This window comes from Streptomyces sp. NRRL F-5727, assembly GCF_000719555.1.
Lineage (GTDB): Bacteria > Actinomycetota > Actinomycetes > Streptomycetales > Streptomycetaceae > Streptomyces.
The window spans coordinates 1-16,419 of record NZ_JOGX01000018.1 but is presented as its reverse complement, the minus strand read 5'-3'; the positions used below and the strand labels follow the sequence as shown (position 1 = coordinate 16,419).

Here is a 16,419-nt window from a genome sequence, read left to right as displayed (position 1 = left end):
GCTGGTCAGCGCCGCCCTCGTGGTCTACACCACGGGGGCGTCGCCGGGTTCGGAAGCCGGACTCGCGCGGCACCCGGTGTCCGTATGCCGGACAAGGGACCTGGACGGGGCCGGTGGGCTCCGTATCCTCTGCGCAGGGCTCATGGGCGGGGCCCACGGGCGGAGGTGACGACCAGGTGACGACGGTTCCGCACGGCTCCCTGCCCGCACGCTCCCCCGGCTCGGCCGGGGCGGCGGCCCCGGTGGGCCGCGAGGAGCTGCTCGGCCGCCTCGAATCGGTCCTGCACGCCCGCGGCCGCGCCCTGCTCACGGGACCCGCCGGCGTCGGCAAGACCGAGGTCGCGCTGGCCGCCGCCGCCCGGGCCGAGGCCCGGGGCGAGACCGTGCTGTGGCTCGCCGCGCTCCCCGCCGACCGGGCGATACCCGGCGCCGCCGCGGCCGCGCTGGTGGCCTCGGTGGCCGCCACCGTCGCCTGGCCCGGCCCGCGCGCCGAACACGCCCCCGCCGGGGAGGAACACCCGCCCGGCCCCGCCGGCACCGTCCTCGGCGCCCCGGGCGCCCTGCCCGCCGGGGTCTCCGCCTCCGGCGTCTTCGACGACCTGCCCGGACCGCAGCGCACCGCCGTCGCCATGCTCTGCCGCGAGGCGCCCCTCCAGGAGGGCGGCTGGGACCCGATCGCCCTGCGCCTGGGCATCGCCCGCATCCTGCGCGCGCTGACCTCCCGGGGACCGGTGCTGCTCGTCGTCGACGGCGCCGAGTTCCTCGACTCCGACAGCACCGACCTGCTCCGCTTCGCGCTCCACCTCGCCCCGCCGTCGCTGCGCGTGATCGCGGTCGAGACCCCGGAGCCGTACGGGGACACCCCCCGCGCCGACGGACGGGAGCCCGGCACCGGCGCCGCCGGCCGGCAGCACGCCGGGCACTCCGCGCACCTGTGGGTGCCGTCCGAGGCCGATCTGCTGCTCGTCCCGCCGCTCCACGCCGACGAGATCGCCGAACTCCTCATCCACCACCGGCTGCCGTCCCGGATGGCCGGCCGTATCCACCGCGCCAGCGGCGGCAACCCGCGGCTCGCGCTCGCCGTCGGCCGCTCCCTCGCCGACGCCCGCACCCCCGTGCACCACGCCGAGGCGCTGACCCTCACCGGCCGGGCCCGGGACCTCGCCCGCCAGCTCCTGGGCGCCGCTCCCCCGCCGGTCCGGGCCACCCTGCTGCTCGCCGCGCTGGCGCTGCGCCCCTCGGCGACGCTGGTCCGGCGGGCCGGACGGCCCGACGCGGAGGCCGACCTCGCCGCGGCCGAACGCGCCGGGCTGGTCTCGCTCGCCGAGGACGGCTCGCTCGTCTTCACCGCCGGACTGCTGCCGTCCACCCTGGTGCACGACGCCAGCTGGACCGAGCGCAGCGCCGGCCACGCGGCGCTCGCGGAGGTCGTCGACGACCCCGTCGAGGCGGTGCGCCACCGGGCGCTCGCCACCGACCGGCCGGACGAGGAGCTGGCCGCCGAGGTCGCGGCCGCGGCGGAGGCCGCCCGGCGGCGCGGCAACAACGCACTCGCCGCCGAACTGGCCCTGCTGGCCGCCGAGTCGACGCCCGGCCGGGACGGCGCGCGGCGGATCGCCCGGCTGGTGGACGCCGCCGAGGAGGCGGCCCGGGCCGCCCGAGCCGACCTGGCGATGCGGGCCGCGACGGACCTGCTCGCCCGGGACGCGTCCCCCGCCGACCGGGTACGGGCCCGCCTCGCGGTCCTGGACACCGCGGGCCAGGGCCTGACCGACCTCGACGACATGTACGTGCACGCCATGGAGGACTCGGAGGGCGAGACCGCGCTCCGGGCCGCCGTACAGCTGCGGCTGGCCGTCAAGTACGTGCTGGCGGACGGCGATCCGGAGCGGTCCCGGACGGCGGCGATGGAGTCGGCGGCGCTGGCCTCGTCCGTGGGCGACCCCCGCACCGCCGCGCAGGCGCTGACCGTGCAGGCCCGGATGGAGCGGGCCCTGGGATCGGCCGACGCCGAACCGGTGCTCGCCCGCGCGCGGGAGCTGGAGCTCGCCGAACGGCCGCTCGGCATCCGCAACGCCGCCCAGATCCTGACGATCCGTCACGCCCTCTTCGACGACCGGCTGACGGACGCGCGGGACGAGCTGAACGCGCTGCTGCCGCTGGTGCAGCGGCGCGGTTCGGTCGAGGACGCCATCGAGCTGTTCCGTACGCTCGCCGAGATCGAGTCGCGGATCGGCGCGTGCGCGGCGGCGCTGGCGCACGCGGGCCAGTCGCTGGCGCTCACCCTGGAGGCGGGCCTGTCGCCCGGCCCCGCCTGGTACGCGCTGGCGCTCGCCGAGACCGCGGGCGGCAGCCTGAGCCGGGCCGCGAGCTACGCGCGGCGGAGCGTCCAGGCGTCGGAGGAGGAGGGCGACCGGGTCTTCCTCTCGCGCAGCCAGTACGCGCTGGGCCGCGTCCAGCTGGTCAACGGCGACGTGGCGGCGGCCCTGGAGACGCTGCGCCGGGTGCAGGCCGACGAGCGGGCGCAGTCGACGGTGGACCCGTCGATGCTGCGCTGGCACGAGGAGCTGGCGGAGGCGCTGCTGGCGCACGACGCGGTCGAGGAGGCCCTGGTGCTGCTCGCGGAGGTGCGGCCGGTGGCCGAACGGCTGGGCCGTACCACGGTGTTGCTGGGCTGCGACCGGGCGCAGGCGCTGTGCCTCGCGGCGGAGGGGCGGACGGACGAGGCGGCGGAGCTGCTGACCCGGACGGCCTGCCGGTTCGCGGAGGCGGGGCTGCCGCTGGAGCAGGGCCGGGCGCTGATGGCGCTGGCCCGGGTGGAGCGGAAGCGGCGGCGGCGGTCGGCGGCGCAGGCGGCGCTGCACGGAGCGGCCACGGTCTTCGAGCGGGCGGGGGCGGCGCCGTGGCTGGCACTGGCCACCGAGGCGCCGGCGGGCGAGCTTCCCGGGGCCGCGCCGGGCGGCGACGAGGGGCCGACGGCGCTGGCGTCGCTGACGGAGGCGGAGCTGCGGCTGGCCCGCCTCGTGGGCCAGGGCGCCTCGAACCAGGAGGCGGCGGCGAAGCTGTTCCTGAGCGTGAAGACGGTGGAGGCGCGGCTGACCCGCATCTACCAGAAGCTGGACGTGCGCTCCCGTGCCCAGCTGGCGACGGCGCTCCGCCCCTGAGGACGGAGCGCACGCGCCGGGCCGTCAGCCCTGGCGGACGGTCACATAGGTGCCGCGCGCGGGGGTTCCGGGCGATCCGGCCGGGGTCCACTCGGCGGTGACCCGGCCGAGTCCGGTCCGGTCGTCCGCCGTCGGCCGCAGGACGCGGTGGAACCGCAGGGTGACGGGCGCGTCGTCGCCGGGCGTGCGGAGCCGTACGTCGGTGTGGTCGGCGCCGTCGACGGACCCGGCCGGTTCGACGGCCGCCGCGGTCCCGGCGGCGGCGTCGAGCACGGCGGCGACGGTCGGGTCGGCGGCGTCGCTGATCGACTGGTGCTGCGGCACGGCCCGCCCGGCGAGGAGGGCGTACAGCTCGGCGACGAGGACCGGGTCGTGGGCGCCGTCGTAGATCCAGCGGGTGCCGAGCACCCCGTGCTCGGAGGTGCCGATGAGGGCGTGCTCGGCGCCGTCGAGGGGTGTGCCCCGGTACGTCATCGGCACGAGGTAGGTGACGGCGCCGGGGCCCTCGCCGTCGGTGACGGCCATGAACTCGATGCCCACCTCGCCCTCGGGGTCGTCGAGCCGGAACCCGCCGGCCCTCACCGGCCGCGGCGCCTCCGGGCCGGCGGCGTACCAGGCGCGGGTGGGCAGCCAGTCCGCGAGGAGTTCCAGTTTGGTCGGCCGCATCGTGGTGTGGTGGACGGTGGCCATGGGCGGATCGCTTCCTCTCCTCGGGACCGGGGCCGCCAACGTAACAGAACGGTAACCGGACCCCGTTGTTCCGTTGCGGCGACCCCGTGTGATGATCCCGGGGACGTGGATCCGGACGCGATCCACGGGGGAGAATGAACATGGGATTCACGGACGCCAACGGCGTCGACCTGTCGGGTGTCACCGGCAGGCTCATCCAGACGGTCGACCTGGTGCAGGGGCCCGCCCCGCAGGCGATAGCCACCGACACGGTCAACGGGCACGTCTTCGTGCTCCAGCTGGAGTCCTCGGCGACCGCGCCGGGCGACTCCGGCAACATGTACCTGAACCGGATCAACCGCACGACGGGCGCGGTCACCGGTTCCATGCGGCTGAAGGGCTTCGGCCACGGCCTGTCGATGGGCTGCCAGCCGGTCGGCGCCGACAGCTACCTGTGGACCGAGTGCGGCCCGCTGCACATCACGAGCACCGGTGTCGCGTTCGGCAAGTCCGTCACGCGCTTCAAGTTCACCGACGGCGGGGTGCTGGACGCCACCACGATCCCGCAGGCGCAGAAGTTCACCGCGCCGGGTTCGACGGCCGGCACCGGACCGTCGTTCGACCCCACCACCGGCCTGCTGACCGTCATGTACCACAAGGACGGCAAGCGGCACTTCACCCGGTACGACGCGAACCTCGCCGCCGCCGGGACCTGGACGCCGGTCGGCACGACCTTCGTCATGCCGGCCGGCGAGGACGTCACGCCGTCCGTGCCGTCGCCGTACCCGCTGGAGAAGACCCTGACCTCCCAGGGCTACCAGACGCTGGGCGGCGTGCTGTACGCGTACCACTGGGCGCCGTACGACACGAAGAACTACCCGGACACGCCGAGCGGCTTCCCCGGCGTCACCTTCATGACCTCGTACGACTGGGAGAGCGGGCAGCGGCTCGACCGTCAGGTCGTCACCGCGGCGGACGGCCTGGAGCGGCGGGAGCCGGAGGGCGTCGCCGTCGAGATCGACCCGGCCACGCAGGAGACCCGGCTGCTCTTCGGGTTCAGCAACACCGTGCCCGGCACGACCGGTTCGCGTGACGTGACCGTCTGCTGGTACCCGACGAAGCCCGCCGTCGACGGCGTCAAGGTGCTCTCGGACTGGGTGGACCTCACGCTCGCCTCCGGCGTCACCGCCGGCACCGAGCGCCCGCGCGGCCGGCTCGTCGCCCTCGCCGGCACCACCTACCTCCAGCTGCGCGGCACGCTGACCTGCTCGCTCACCGCGGACAGCAAGATCGCGACGCTGCCGCACCGCATCCGTCCGACCCGGCTGGCCCGGCAGAACGTGCCGAGGAACAACAACACCGGGCGGTGCGTCTGCCGCGTCGAGGCCAACATCCGCGGCGAGCTGTGGGCGTACGGCGCCTACACCGACAACGCGATCACGTGGATCGACCTGGACGGCGTCTCGGTCGCCTGGCGCTGACCGCCCGTCCTCCCCCACCTCACCCCACACCTCACTCCGGAGAGTCCTCTCATGACCCAGCAGTCGTCCGCGCCGTCGGCCAGCCGCCGTTCCCTGCTCGCCGCCGCGCTCGCCGCCCCCGTCGCCGCCGTCGGCGTCCCGCTCGCCACGGCCACCCCGGCCGCCGCCGTGGACCCGGTCGACGGGTGCCAGACCGTCGTCGACTGGACCGCGATCACCCCCGCGGCCGGGGTCACCCCCGGCGCCGACACCCCGCTCCAGGCGCGGGTGATCCGCCTCGCCGGCACCGAGTTCCTCCAGTTCCGCGGCACCGTCACCTGCAACTTCACCGCGGACGGCACCCTCGGCACCCTGCCGGCCACGATCGTCCCGCCGAAGCTGACCCGCGGCGTCGTCGCCCGCAACAACAGCCTGGGCATCAACGCGGTCCGCGTGGAGGCCAACACGGCCGGCGTGATCAAGGTCTACGGCCCGCAGGCGTCCAACCCGGTCACCTGGATCCAGGTCGACAACTTCTCCTCGGTGCTGCGCTGACCGACGCCCGGGAGGACCGCCGACGCGGGACCGTCCGGGCGGACGGCGAGCCCGCAGGCGGTCCTCCCGGGCACAGAGCGGAAGCGGGGGACGAAGCGGGGCGGGATCCACGCCTCGTACCGGCGCATGCTCCGGCCGGGAACCAGCCGTGCAGCAGGGGGCTTTGCCGCTGCCGGGCAGCTCCGAGGGCGCCAGGTTCCGCGCCCGCCCGTACCGCTCGACGAGGACCGCCGGAGCGCGTCGAACGCCGCCTCGCCGGCCGGCGGGGTCAGGCAGAGGTGCCCGTCGGCGTGGCCGGGCTCCCGGCAGCGGAGCTCGCCGGTGTCGGCCCAGGCCCAGACACCACCGACAACCGGGCTCGTGATGCGCCCGGCCGGCGCCGACCATGGCGGGAAACTCTGAATGGTGGTTCACTTCTTTCGTGGCCTACCGCAAGACCCCCGCCGAACTCCGCCGTCTCGAAGCCGCCCGGGAGCACCTGGTGGCCTGTGCCACCTCGGTCGTCGCCGAGGTGGGCTGGTCCCAGGCGTCCGTGACCGCGGTCGCCGACGCGGCCGGGATCGCGGCCGGCTCCGTCTACCAGCACTTCCCGTCCAAGGCGGCGCTGGCCGTCGAGGTCTTCCGGCGCGCCGCCGGGCGCGAGGTGGAGGTGCTCGGCGAGGTGCTCGCCGCCCCCGGCGACCCGGTCGAGCGGCTGAGCCGCGGCATCCAGGTCTTCGCACGCCGGGCCCTGGAGAACCGCGGACTCGCCTACGCCCTGCTCGCCGCCCCGGCCGAGCCCGCCGTCGGCGCCGAACGGCTCGACTTCCGGCGCCGCTACCGCGCGCTCTTCGCCGCGGTGGTCCGCGACGGCATCGCCGACGGGGTGCTGCCCGAGCAGGACGGCGAGATCACCGCCGCCGCGCTCACCGGCGCGATCGGCGAGGTCCTGGTCGACCCGCTCGGCACCCCCGGAACGACCACCACCGAGGCCCTCCTCACCGAGCTCACCGCCATGGCCCTGCGCTGCGCGGGCGTCCCCGCCGCGGCCCCGTAGCCCGCCGCCGTCCGCCGTACCGATCCGTTCCGATCCGTCCCTGGGAGCAGCCACCGTGACCACCGCCGCCGCCACGCCCCGCAGCAATCCCACCGCCGTGACCCACGCCGTCACCAACCAGACCCCGCCGCTGACCGGCCACGACGCCGCCGACGACCCGGTGCTGCTCGAAGGCGTCGAGCGGGAGGGCGCCGGCTGGCACTTGGCGGACCTGCATCGCCTCGGGCGGGTCGTGGCCGGCGAGGAGGCCCAGCACTGGGCGGACCAGGCCAACCGCCACGAGCCCGAACTGCGCACCCACGACCGGTACGGCAACCGGATCGACGAGGTCGAGTTCCACCCCGCCTACCACCGGCTGATGGACCTGTCGGTGAGCGAGGGCATCGCGGGCGCGGCCTGGGCCGACGAGCGGCCCGGCGCCCACGTGGCCCGCGCCGGCAGCTTCATGCTCGCCACCATGCTGGAGCCGGGGCACCTGTGCCCGGTCTCGATGACGTACGCGGTGGTCCCGGCGCTGCGCCACTCCCCCGACCTCGCCAAGACGTACGTACCGCTGCTCACCAGCCGCTCGTACGACCCCGGGCTGCGCACCCCGACGGGCAAGCGCGGGCTGCTCGCGGGGATGGGCATGACGGAGAAGCAGGGCGGCAGCGACGTCCGTGCCAATACCACCACCGCCACCGAACTCCCGGACGGCACCTGGCGGTTGCGCGGCCACAAGTGGTTCACCAGCGCGCCGATGAACGACCTCTTCCTCGTCCTCGCGCAGGCACCCGGCGGCCTGTCCTGCTTCCTCGTGCCGCGCGTCCTGCCCGACGGCGGCCGCAACACCTTCCGCATCCAGCGGCTCAAGGACAAGCTCGGCAACCGCTCCAACGCCAGCAGCGAGCCCGAGTTCGACGACACGGTCGCCTGGCTGGTGGGCGCCGAAGGCAAGGGCGTGCGGACCATCATCGACATGGTGACGATGACCCGCCTGGACTGTGTGCTCGGCTCCGCCGCCGGCATCCGCGGCGCGCTCGCCCAGGCCGCCCACCACGCCCGCCACCGCTCGGTGTTCGGCGCCACGCTGATCGACCAGCCGCTGATGCGGAACGTCCTCGCCGACCTGGCCCTGGAGTCGGAGGCCGCCACCACCCTCGGCCTGCGGCTGGCCGGCGCCGCCGACCGCGCCCGGCTCGGCGACGAGCGCGAGCGCGCCTTCCTGCGGCTGGCCACCGCCGTCGGCAAGTACTGGGTCTGCAAGCGGCAGCCCGCCGCGGTCGCGGAGGCCCTGGAGTGCCTGGGCGGCAACGGCTACGACGAGGCGTCGGGCATGCCCCGGCTCTACCGCGAGGCCCCGCTCAACAGCATCTGGGAGGGCTCCGGCAACGTCAGCGCCCTCGACCTGCTGCGCGCCCTGGCCCGCGAGCCGGAGGCCCTGGAGGCGTTCCGTACGGAGATCGAGGCGGCGTCCGGCGCCGACCGGCGGCTCGACGCGGCCTGGACCGCCCTCCAGGGCGAGCTGCGGCTCACCGAGGACGCGCCGCTGCGCGCCCGCCGGGTCGCCGAGCGGGCCGCACTCGTCCTCCAGGGCTCGCTCCTGGTCCGGCACGCGCCCACGGCGGTGGCCGACGCGTTCTGCGCCTCCCGCCTCTCCGGCGACCAGGGCCTCGCCTTCGGCACCCTGCCCCCGTCGACGGACTTCGCGGGCCTGCTGACGCGCCTGCCGGTCTGACGGGATCGGCGGGCCCGGCGAAGGGGTTCACCCCCCTCGCGGAGACTTTCCGCGAGGGGGGTGAATCCTTTTCGGTGTCCGCCGTCTCCTATCCCCGTCCGGCCGCACGGGCCGGCCAACGGAAGGAGACACCATGCTCGTCACCGCCCTCGTCGTCGTCGGAGCCGTCCTCGTCGGAGCGTGCAGCTGGCACCTGCTGCGCCGGTACCGGAGCCGGGCCTGACCGGGACCCGCCCGGAGTCCGCGGAACCACCACGAGGATGAGAACCATGAACCGACCCTTCTCCTGGCCCGACGAGCGGCTGGTCAAGGCGGCGCAGGACGGCGACGTCGCCTCGCTGACCACCGTCGTCATGGAATCCCAGCCGCACGTGCGGAAGTTCGCCCTGTCCCTGTGCGCCTCGCCGCAGGACGCGGAGGACGCGGCTCAGGAGGCGCTGATCATCCTGTACCGGAAGATCGGCACCCTGCGGGCGACGGGGGCGCTCGCCTCGTGGATGTTCCGCATCGTGCGCAACGAGTGCCTCCGGCAGGTCCGCCAGCTCGTCCGGCGGGGCGAGGAGCCGGAGGCCGGGCCCGGGGCGGCCGCGGAGCCGTCCGCCGAGGAGGCGGTGCTGCATCGCCTGGAGGCACGGCGGATCGCCGCCGCCGTCGGCGCCCTCCCCCGCGACCAGCGGCAGGTCCTGATCATGCGGGACGTCCAGGGCCTGCCGGGCCGGACCGTCGCCCACGCGCTCGGCCTGAGCAACGCGGCGATGAAGTCCCGCCTGCACCGGGCGCGCGCCGCCCTGCGGCTCGCCCTGGCGACGCCCGAGCCGGCGCCCGAGCCGGCGCCCGGCACCGTACCCGGTCTCAGCCTCGACCCCGACCTCGTTACCGACCCCGCTCCCGCGCCCGATCGTCGTCCCGACGAAGGAGACCCGCGACCGTGAACACCACACCGACCCTCGACCGCCCCGTGCAGCCCGCCCAGGTGCCGGACTACGCCAGCAAGTCCGTCCCGCGCCATCTGGCGCGCGGTGCCGTCGGCTTCGGGCTGATCGCCGGCTCGATCGCCCTGATCCCGGTGACCGGACCCGTCAGCCTACTGGCCGCCCCGCTCGCCCTGATCGCCTTCCGCGGCTGCCCCACCTGCTGGGCCGTCGGCCTCGCGCAGACCATCTCCCGCGGCCGGCTGGAACGCCGGTGCGTGGACGGCGTCTGCACCCTCACCAAGGCGCACCCGCACCCGGCCGACACACCCCGGGACTGACCTGGCCCCGCCCCAGACCCTGTCCCTGGCCTGCCCCGGGGCTGCCCCTGGCCCACCCCGGGGCTGCCCCGGTTCCGCCCCGGGCCCCCCCGCCCCGCCCGTGCCGGACGCGAGCCCGTCCTCGTCCGGCACGGGCGGTCTATTCCCTGCGGCCCGCCGGGACCGGCTGTTACGCTGGCCAGGACCTTGACCCCTGACGAGGAGCGGCAGACATGGCGGGTGACGACGACATCTCCGGGTGAGATCCGGAGCTGACGGCCACCGGACGCGCCGAGGAGCGCACCACCGGAGTGGCCCGTCCCGTCGTACCCCTTTGCCCTTCGTCTGCCCGGGGCGGAGCCCTGTCCGCTCCCCTCCCTCCGAGGTCCTCTCCATGTCTTCCCTGTCCCACGCCACCGTCGTCTGCTCGGACCTGTCCTTCTCCTGGCCCGACGACACCCCCGTCTTCCACGAGCTGTCCTTCAGCCTGACCGGCGGCCGTACGGGCCTGGTCGCGCCCAACGGCGCCGGGAAGAGCACCCTGCTCAAGCTGATCGCCGGCGAGCTGCGGCCCACCGGCGGCTCGGTCACCGTCGGCGGCACCCTCGGCTACCTGCCGCAGAGCCTCCCCCTGACCGGGGACCTCACCGTCGCCGACGTGCTCGGCGTCGCCGCCGTGATCCGCGCGCTGGACGCCGTCGAGTCCGGCGACGTGAGCGAGGAGCACTTCGCCACCATCGGCGACGACTGGGACATCGAGGAGCGCACCCGTGCCCAGCTCGACCGGCTCGGACTCGGCGGGCTCGCCCTCGACCGCACCCTCGGCACCCTCAGCGGCGGCCAGGTCGTCTCCCTCGGCCTCGCCGCCCAGCTGCTCAGGCGGCCCGAGGTGCTGCTGCTCGACGAGCCGACCAACAACCTCGACGGCGACGCCCGGCACACGCTCTACGACGCGCTGTCCGACTTCGACGGCCTCCTCCTGGTCGTCGCCCACGACCGGGCGCTGCTCGACCGGATGGACGGGATCGCCGAGCTCGGCGCCTCCCGACTGCGCTTCCACGGCGGGAACTTCACCGCGTACGAGGAGGCGGTACGGGCCGAGCAGGAGGTCGCCGAGAAGAACGTGCGCAACGCGGAACAGGACCTCAAGCGCGAGAAGCGGGAGCTCCAGCAGGCCCGCGAGCGCGCCGACCGGCGGGCGAGCAACGCGGCCCGCAACCTCAAGAGCGCCGGCCTGCCGCGCATCTTCGCCGGGAACATGAAGCGGGGCGCCCAGGAGTCCGCGGGCCGGGCCGGGCAGACCCACGCCTCCCGCGTCGGCGAGGCCCAGGCGCGGCTCGACGAGGCCGGGCGCGCCCTCCGCGACGAGCAGCGGCTCGTCCTCGACCTGCCCGACACCCAGGTCCCCGCCGGGCGCGACCTCTTCCTCGGCGAGGGGATGCGGGTCCGGTACGACGGCCGGGACGTCTTCGCCGGGGGCGGGGTCGACCTGTCCGTGCGGGGCCCGGAGCGGATCGCGCTGACCGGTCCCAACGGCTCGGGCAAGACCACCCTGATGCGCCTGATCACGGGCGAACTCGCCCCGGACGGCGGGCGGATCAAGCGCGGCGACGGCCGCGTCGCCTCGCTGTCCCAGCGCCTCGACCTGCTGGACCTGGACCGCACGGTGGCGGAGAACTTCGCCGCGTTCGCGCCCGAACGGTCCGACGCGGAGCGGATGAACCTGCTGGCGCGCTTCCTCTTCCGGGGCGCCCGCGCCCATCTGCCCGTCGGCGTCCTCTCCGGCGGGGAACGCCTGCGGGCCACCCTCGCCTGCGTCCTGTGCGCCGAACCGGCCCCGCAGCTGCTGCTGCTCGACGAGCCGACCAACAACCTCGACCTCGTCAGCGTGGGCCAGCTGGAGAGCGCGCTCGACTCCTACCGGGGCGCGTTCCTCGTGGTCAGCCACGACGAACGCTTCCTCGCCGGCATCGGCGTGAACCGCTGGCTCCGCCTGGAGAACGGCACCCTCCGCACCACGGGAGCCCCCGAGGCGTGACCCCGCCGGGCCTTCGGGCGGGCCCCGCCCGCCCGAAGGCCCCGCCGGGCGTCGGCCGTCGACGCGGATGCGCCGGCCGGTGCGGATCCTCGTGGTCGCGTTGCCGCAGCCGACGACCGCCGGAATGCCCAGCCCGCGGGCGGCGATGGAGGCGTGGGAGGGGTCGGCGCCGACGTCGGTGACGATCGCGGAGATCCGGGTGACCCGCGGCGTCCCGCCGATGTCGGTCGGTCTGCGGGTCGAACGCGCCGCGGATCGGCGTCGGATACGTCGGCAGCACCCGGCAGAGGTCGTACGCGGCACGTCGCGCGGGCACGGCGGCGAGCGGCTTCTCGTCCCCGTCGAGGACGGTCAGGAGAGGGAATCCGACGCGGGCACCGGCAGCCCGCCGCGCGCCAGTTCGCCCGGTAGCCCGGTAGCCCGCCGGGGGATCATGAACATGGCGATCAGCCTGGCGCCGACGGCGCCCGACCGGGCCCCGGAAACGATCGAGGGGCCGTCTCAGATCTCTCTGAGACGGCCCCTCGAACACGACTCTCGCGAGTCGGGACGACAGGATTTGAACCTGCGACCCCTTGACCCCCAGTCAAGTGCGCTACCAAGCTGCGCCACGTCCCGGTGCCCGTCTGACCTGGGGTTTCCCCCGGCCCTGCGTGCAAGAGAACAATACCGCACTTCCCGGCGTGGTCACGAACCGCTTTGCGGGCGTCACGCCGGGCGGTGGCCGGAACATGATCTTTGCCGGTGGCATGTGGCAGAAAGACACCTCTTGACGCACGCGCCCCAGCGGACTCGGTGGCTCCAGATCGGACCAAACACAGTCCGAAGTGATCGTCAACAGCACCGGTTTCGGACAAATACTGGGGCGATATTGATCCATCCCGGAAAGATCAACACCATGAAGTGTCGGCCTGTTCGGGACGGGACCACTGCCGATGCTCCACCTGCTCGGACCATGCCGAGCAGGCGATTCGCAGGGAGGGACTCGTAATGGACAGCTACTTCAGCAGCCGACTCCATCATCGGCTGAGGGAGACGGTGCGAGACTTCGCCGAACGCGAGGTGAGACCGCGCATAGCCGAGATGGAGGAGTCCAGGACGGTACACCACGAGCTGTCCCGGCTCATCGCGGCGCAGGGCTGGCTGGGGGCGACGATCAGTCCGGAGTACGGCGGCATGGGCGCCGGACACCTGGCGAAGACGATCATCATCGAGGAGCTCTCCCGGGTCAGCGGCGCGATGGGGGCCATGGTCCAGGCGTCGCAGCTCGGCACCGCGAAGATCGTCCACTTCGGCTCCGACGCCCAGCGCAAGACCTGGCTGCCGAAGGTCGCCTCGGGCGAGTGCCTGCCGACGATCGCCGTGACCGAGCCGGAGTCCGGCGGGCACGTGCTGGGCATGGAGGCGAGCGCGGTCCGGGACGGCGACGACTACGTCCTGAACGGCAGCAAGGTCTACGTCGGCAACAGCCACGTCGGCGACCTGCACGGCGTCGTGGTCAGGACCGGCCCCGGCTCCAAGGGGCTCACCGCCTTCCTCGTCGAGGCCGACCGGCCGGGCTTCCGGCTCGGGCCGCAGCAGCAGGCCATGGGGCTGCACGGCTTCAGCTTCGGCGAGCTGATCTTCGAGGACTGCCGGGTGCCGGCCGCCAACCGGCTGGGCGACGAGGGCGACGGCCTGGCCGTGGCGTACTCCTCCAGCGTGCTCTACGGGCGGGCCAACCTCACCGCCGTCTCGCTCGGCATCCACCAGGCCATCCTGGAGGAGACCACCCGCTTCGCCACCGAGCGGATCCGCTACGGCAAGCCGCTCTCCGAGCTGCCCACGGTGAAGCTCAAGCTGGGCCAGATGCAGTCCCGGCTGATGACCTCCCGGCTCGCCGCGTACCACGCGGTGCACCTGCTCGACCAGGGCCTCTCCTGCGACACCGAGCTGATGAACGCCAAGCTGGTCAACGTCGAGTCGGCCATCGACTCGGGCCGCAACGCGATGGAGATCCACGCCGCCGCCGGTCTCTTCACCGACCGGTCCATCGAGCGCTACCTCCGCGACGCGCACCACATCTTCGCGCCGGCCGGCACCTCCGACATCCAGCTGCTGCGGCTGGGCGAGGTCGCCCTCGGCCAGGGCAAGGGCAGCTGGTCGGAGCGGCTCTCCGACCTGGTCCGCACCCCGCAGCCGGAGCCGGCCTCCGTGTGACGCGACGGCTGAGGGCCCGTACGGCAGGTGCCGTACGGGCCCTCAGCCCTGCCCCGAAACCGGGCAGAAAGGGTCAGAACGCCCCGTCCTCGCGACGGTGGATCTGCTCGACGAGCTCCGCCGCCATCGCCTTGATGGTCTCCAGACCGGACCGGCCCCACGGCCGGACGTCGGTGTCGACCACGCAGATGGTGCCGAGGGCGACGCCGGTGCGGTCGATCAGCGGCGCGCCCATGTAGGAGCGGATGCCGATCTCGTCGACGACCGGGTTGCCGGCGAAGCGCGGGTAGTCGCAGACGTCCTCCAGGACGAGCGCCTTGCGGCGGACGACGACGTGCGGGCAGTAGCCGTGGTCGCGCGCCATGAACCGGCCGACGCCGCCCGCGCCGGCGGCGCCGAGGTCGCTGCCCGAGTGGGAGCCGCCCGGCGTGTGCAGGCCGGCGAAGAACTGCCGGTTCTCGTCGATGAAGTTGACCATCGAGAACGGGGCGCCGGTCACGTCGGCGAGCCGGTGGGCGAACTCGTCGAAGGCCGGGTCGGGGCGGTCTCCGAGGCCGAGTTCACGCAGCCTGCGCACCCGGTCCGGGGCGTCCTTGTCGATGGGGGTCAGGAGGAGGTGACCCGTCGGGTCGTAGGTCATGGGGTGACTCCGAAGCTCGGCTCGCTGGCCGGGGTCGAGTTGAGGAGGTGCTGGACGAGGGTCAGGAGGGTGGTGATGGCGGAGCTGGAGATCCGGGCGTCGCAGAGCACGATCGGCACCTCGGGGTGGAGGTCGAGCGCCTGCCGGATCTCCTCCGGCTCGTAGCGGAAGGCCCCGTCGAACTCGTTGACGGCGACCACGAAGGCGATGCCCCGCCGCTCGAAGAAGTCGATGGCGGAGAAGCACTCCTGGAGGCGGCGGGTGTCGGCGAGGACGACCGCGCCGAGCGCCCCCTCGGACAGCTCGTCCCACATGAACCAGAACCGCTCCTGGCCGGGGGTGCCGAAGAGGTAGAGCACGTTCCGGTCGTCGAGGGTGATCCGGCCGAAGTCCATGGCCACGGTGGTCGTGGTCTTGCTCTCCACGCCCTCCAGGCTGTCGGTGGCGGCGCTGACGGAGGTCAGCAGCTCCTCCGTGCTGAGCGGTTCGATCTCGCTGACCGCGCCGACGAAGGTGGTCTTGCCCACCCCGAAGCCGCCCGCCACCAGGATCTTCAGCGCGGTGGGGAAGGGGTCGGCCGCGAAACCGTCATGGCGTTCAGAGCCGCTGTCGTAGGCCATCGAGCACTGCCTCCAGCAAGGAACGGTCGGATGGGTTGGCGTGGAAGCGCGGGGCCCGCGCGGTGAGGGCCCCGCAGTCCACGAGGTCGGAGAGGAGGACCTTGGTGACGACGGCCGGGAGTCTTAAGTGCGCCGCGATCTCGGCCACCGAGGTGGGCCCGTCGCACAGCCGGAGGGCCAGGCCGTGCTCGGGGCCCATGTGGGGCTGGAGGCCGGATCCGGTCGCCATCACCAGGGAGAGCAGGTCGAGCGAGGCGGTGGGCCGGGTCCGGCCGCCGCTGACGGTGTACGGACGGATCAGCCGGCCGGCCGCGTCGTCGAGCCAGGGCCCTTCCTGCGGAGGAGACACGTTCACTGACCGGCGCCACCCGCCGCTGCGGCCGCCTGGCGGGCGGGCGTCACCAGGTACGGGCGGACGCTCTTGACCAGCATCGCCATCTCGTAGCCGAGGACGGCGGCGTCGGCCTCCCGGCCGGCGAGGACGGCCAGACAGGTGCCGGAGCCGGCGGTGGAGACGAAGAGCAGGGTGGAGTCGAGCTCCACGACGACCTGGCGGACCTCTCCGCCGTCGCCGAACCGGACGCCGGCGCTGCGGCCGAGCGAGTAGAGCCCGGAGGCGAGGGCCGCCATGTGGTCGGCCGCGTCGGGGTCGAGCCCGTGCACGGACTTCACGAGGCCGTCGGAGGAGAGCAGCACCGCGCTGCGGGTGTACGGGACCCGCTGGACCAGACCGCTCAGCAGCCAGTCGAGATCCGAGGAATGGCCGCTCGGCACATTGCCCGTCATCGTGTATCTACTCCTTGTGCGCGTCGCCGTGACGCAGCGACTCCTGGGGGGTGGGCTGGGATTCGGCCAGGCCGATCCCACGCTGGAAGGCGGCCATCAGGCCGGGGTCGTGCAGGGCGTGGTCCTCGGAGGGCCGGGCCTGCGGCTCGTCGCGCAGCTGCGGGACGAGGTGCTCCTGGGCGCGCCGCTTGGGCAGGTCGGGCCGGCCGGGTGCCTCCGCGCGGGGTGCGGGCGGCGCCGGCGGCACTGCGGTGCCGAAACCGGCCGGAGGGGCGGGGCGCTCGGGGGCGGCGGGCGCGGGGGG

At 74.3% G+C, this 16,419-nt stretch carries 14 protein-coding genes, 1 tRNA gene and 2 pseudogenes; 9 read left to right on the top strand and 8 right to left on the bottom strand.

Annotation, left to right across the window (positions count from 1 at the left end):
* The first annotated feature begins 176 nt into the window (after window positions 1-176).
* Window positions 177-3,164: a helix-turn-helix transcriptional regulator gene (locus IF73_RS0115150; RefSeq protein ID WP_420706555.1), complete on the top strand. Its 2,988-nt coding sequence runs from the start codon at window positions 177-179 to the stop codon at window positions 3,162-3,164.
* A 24-nt stretch (window positions 3,165-3,188) separates the two neighbouring features.
* On the opposite strand, the gene IF73_RS0115145 is transcribed toward IF73_RS0115150, so the two are convergent.
* On the bottom strand, window positions 3,189-3,854 hold the full coding sequence (locus IF73_RS0115145) for a maltokinase N-terminal cap-like domain-containing protein (protein WP_031007841.1): 666 nt from the start codon (window positions 3,852-3,854) through the stop codon (window positions 3,189-3,191).
* Window positions 3,855-3,994: 140 nt separating this feature from the next.
* Here IF73_RS0115145 and IF73_RS0115140 point away from each other — a divergent pair, with 140 nt between their 5' ends.
* The 7 genes from IF73_RS0115140 to IF73_RS0115105 all read left to right on the top strand — a co-directional run bounded on the left by IF73_RS0115140 (window position 3,995) and on the right by IF73_RS0115105 (window position 11,870).
* Window positions 3,995-5,314 (top strand): hypothetical protein, encoded by a 1,320-nt coding sequence (locus IF73_RS0115140; protein ID WP_031007840.1) that lies wholly within the window; start codon window positions 3,995-3,997, stop codon window positions 5,312-5,314.
* A 51-nt stretch (window positions 5,315-5,365) separates the two neighbouring features.
* The gene (locus tag IF73_RS0115135; protein WP_031007838.1) at window positions 5,366-5,848 is read left to right on the top strand and encodes a hypothetical protein; all 483 of its coding nucleotides are present in this window, start codon (window positions 5,366-5,368) and stop codon (window positions 5,846-5,848) included.
* A 421-nt stretch (window positions 5,849-6,269) separates the two neighbouring features.
* On the top strand, window positions 6,270-6,884 hold the full coding sequence (locus IF73_RS0115130; protein ID WP_031007834.1) for a TetR/AcrR family transcriptional regulator: 615 nt from the start codon (window positions 6,270-6,272) through the stop codon (window positions 6,882-6,884).
* Between the two features lie 55 nt (window positions 6,885-6,939).
* On the top strand, window positions 6,940-8,601 hold the full coding sequence (locus IF73_RS0115125) for an acyl-CoA dehydrogenase family protein (RefSeq protein WP_031007833.1): 1,662 nt from the start codon (window positions 6,940-6,942) through the stop codon (window positions 8,599-8,601).
* A gap of 269 nt (window positions 8,602-8,870) precedes the next feature.
* Window positions 8,871-9,533, top strand: a complete 663-nt coding sequence (locus IF73_RS37635) for an RNA polymerase sigma factor (RefSeq protein WP_078868066.1) — start codon at window positions 8,871-8,873, stop codon at window positions 9,531-9,533.
* Entirely contained in the window at window positions 9,530-9,853 is a 324-nt protein-coding gene (locus tag IF73_RS0115110; protein WP_037879260.1) for a hypothetical protein, read from the top strand. Before IF73_RS37635 ends, IF73_RS0115110 begins: the two co-directional genes overlap by 4 nt.
* Window positions 9,854-10,235: 382 nt before the next feature.
* Entirely contained in the window at window positions 10,236-11,870 is a 1,635-nt protein-coding gene (locus IF73_RS0115105) for an ABC-F family ATP-binding cassette domain-containing protein (protein WP_031007830.1), read from the top strand.
* A 60-nt stretch (window positions 11,871-11,930) separates the two neighbouring features.
* Here IF73_RS0115105 and IF73_RS39515 read toward each other — a convergent pair.
* Together IF73_RS39515 and IF73_RS0115100 are read right to left on the bottom strand one after the other, a co-directional pair.
* Window positions 11,931-12,173: pseudogene (locus IF73_RS39515) on the bottom strand (PEP-utilizing enzyme); the annotation flags it as partial.
* Between the two features lie 241 nt (window positions 12,174-12,414).
* A tRNA-Pro gene (locus IF73_RS0115100) sits at window positions 12,415-12,488 on the bottom strand.
* A gap of 372 nt (window positions 12,489-12,860) precedes the next feature.
* Here IF73_RS0115100 and IF73_RS0115095 point away from each other — a divergent pair.
* Window positions 12,861-14,069 (top strand): acyl-CoA dehydrogenase family protein, encoded by a 1,209-nt coding sequence (locus tag IF73_RS0115095; RefSeq protein ID WP_031007829.1) that lies wholly within the window; start codon window positions 12,861-12,863, stop codon window positions 14,067-14,069.
* Window positions 14,070-14,142: 73 nt separating this feature from the next.
* On the opposite strand, the gene IF73_RS0115090 is transcribed toward IF73_RS0115095, so the two are convergent.
* The 5 genes and pseudogenes from IF73_RS0115090 to IF73_RS0115070 all read right to left on the bottom strand — a co-directional run.
* Complete coding sequence (locus IF73_RS0115090) at window positions 14,143-14,709, bottom strand: GAF domain-containing protein (RefSeq protein WP_031007827.1); 567 nt, start codon at window positions 14,707-14,709, stop codon at window positions 14,143-14,145.
* Window positions 14,706-15,329 carry a GTP-binding protein gene (locus IF73_RS0115085; RefSeq protein WP_031007825.1) on the bottom strand — a complete coding sequence of 208 codons (624 nt, stop codon included), beginning with the start codon at window positions 15,327-15,329 and terminating at the stop codon, window positions 14,706-14,708. The genes IF73_RS0115090 and IF73_RS0115085 overlap by 4 nt, the downstream gene beginning before the upstream one ends.
* A complete protein-coding gene (locus IF73_RS0115080; RefSeq protein WP_107049256.1) occupies window positions 15,307-15,678 on the bottom strand; it encodes a DUF742 domain-containing protein in 372 nt (123 codons plus the stop codon). The genes IF73_RS0115085 and IF73_RS0115080 overlap by 23 nt, the downstream gene beginning before the upstream one ends.
* Before the next feature lie 2 nt (window positions 15,679-15,680).
* Window positions 15,681-16,115 (bottom strand): roadblock/LC7 domain-containing protein, encoded by a 435-nt coding sequence (locus tag IF73_RS0115075; RefSeq protein WP_030497240.1) that lies wholly within the window; start codon window positions 16,113-16,115, stop codon window positions 15,681-15,683.
* Window positions 16,116-16,122: 7 nt separating this feature from the next.
* Window positions 16,123-16,419: pseudogene (locus tag IF73_RS0115070) on the bottom strand (ATP-binding protein); the annotation flags it as partial.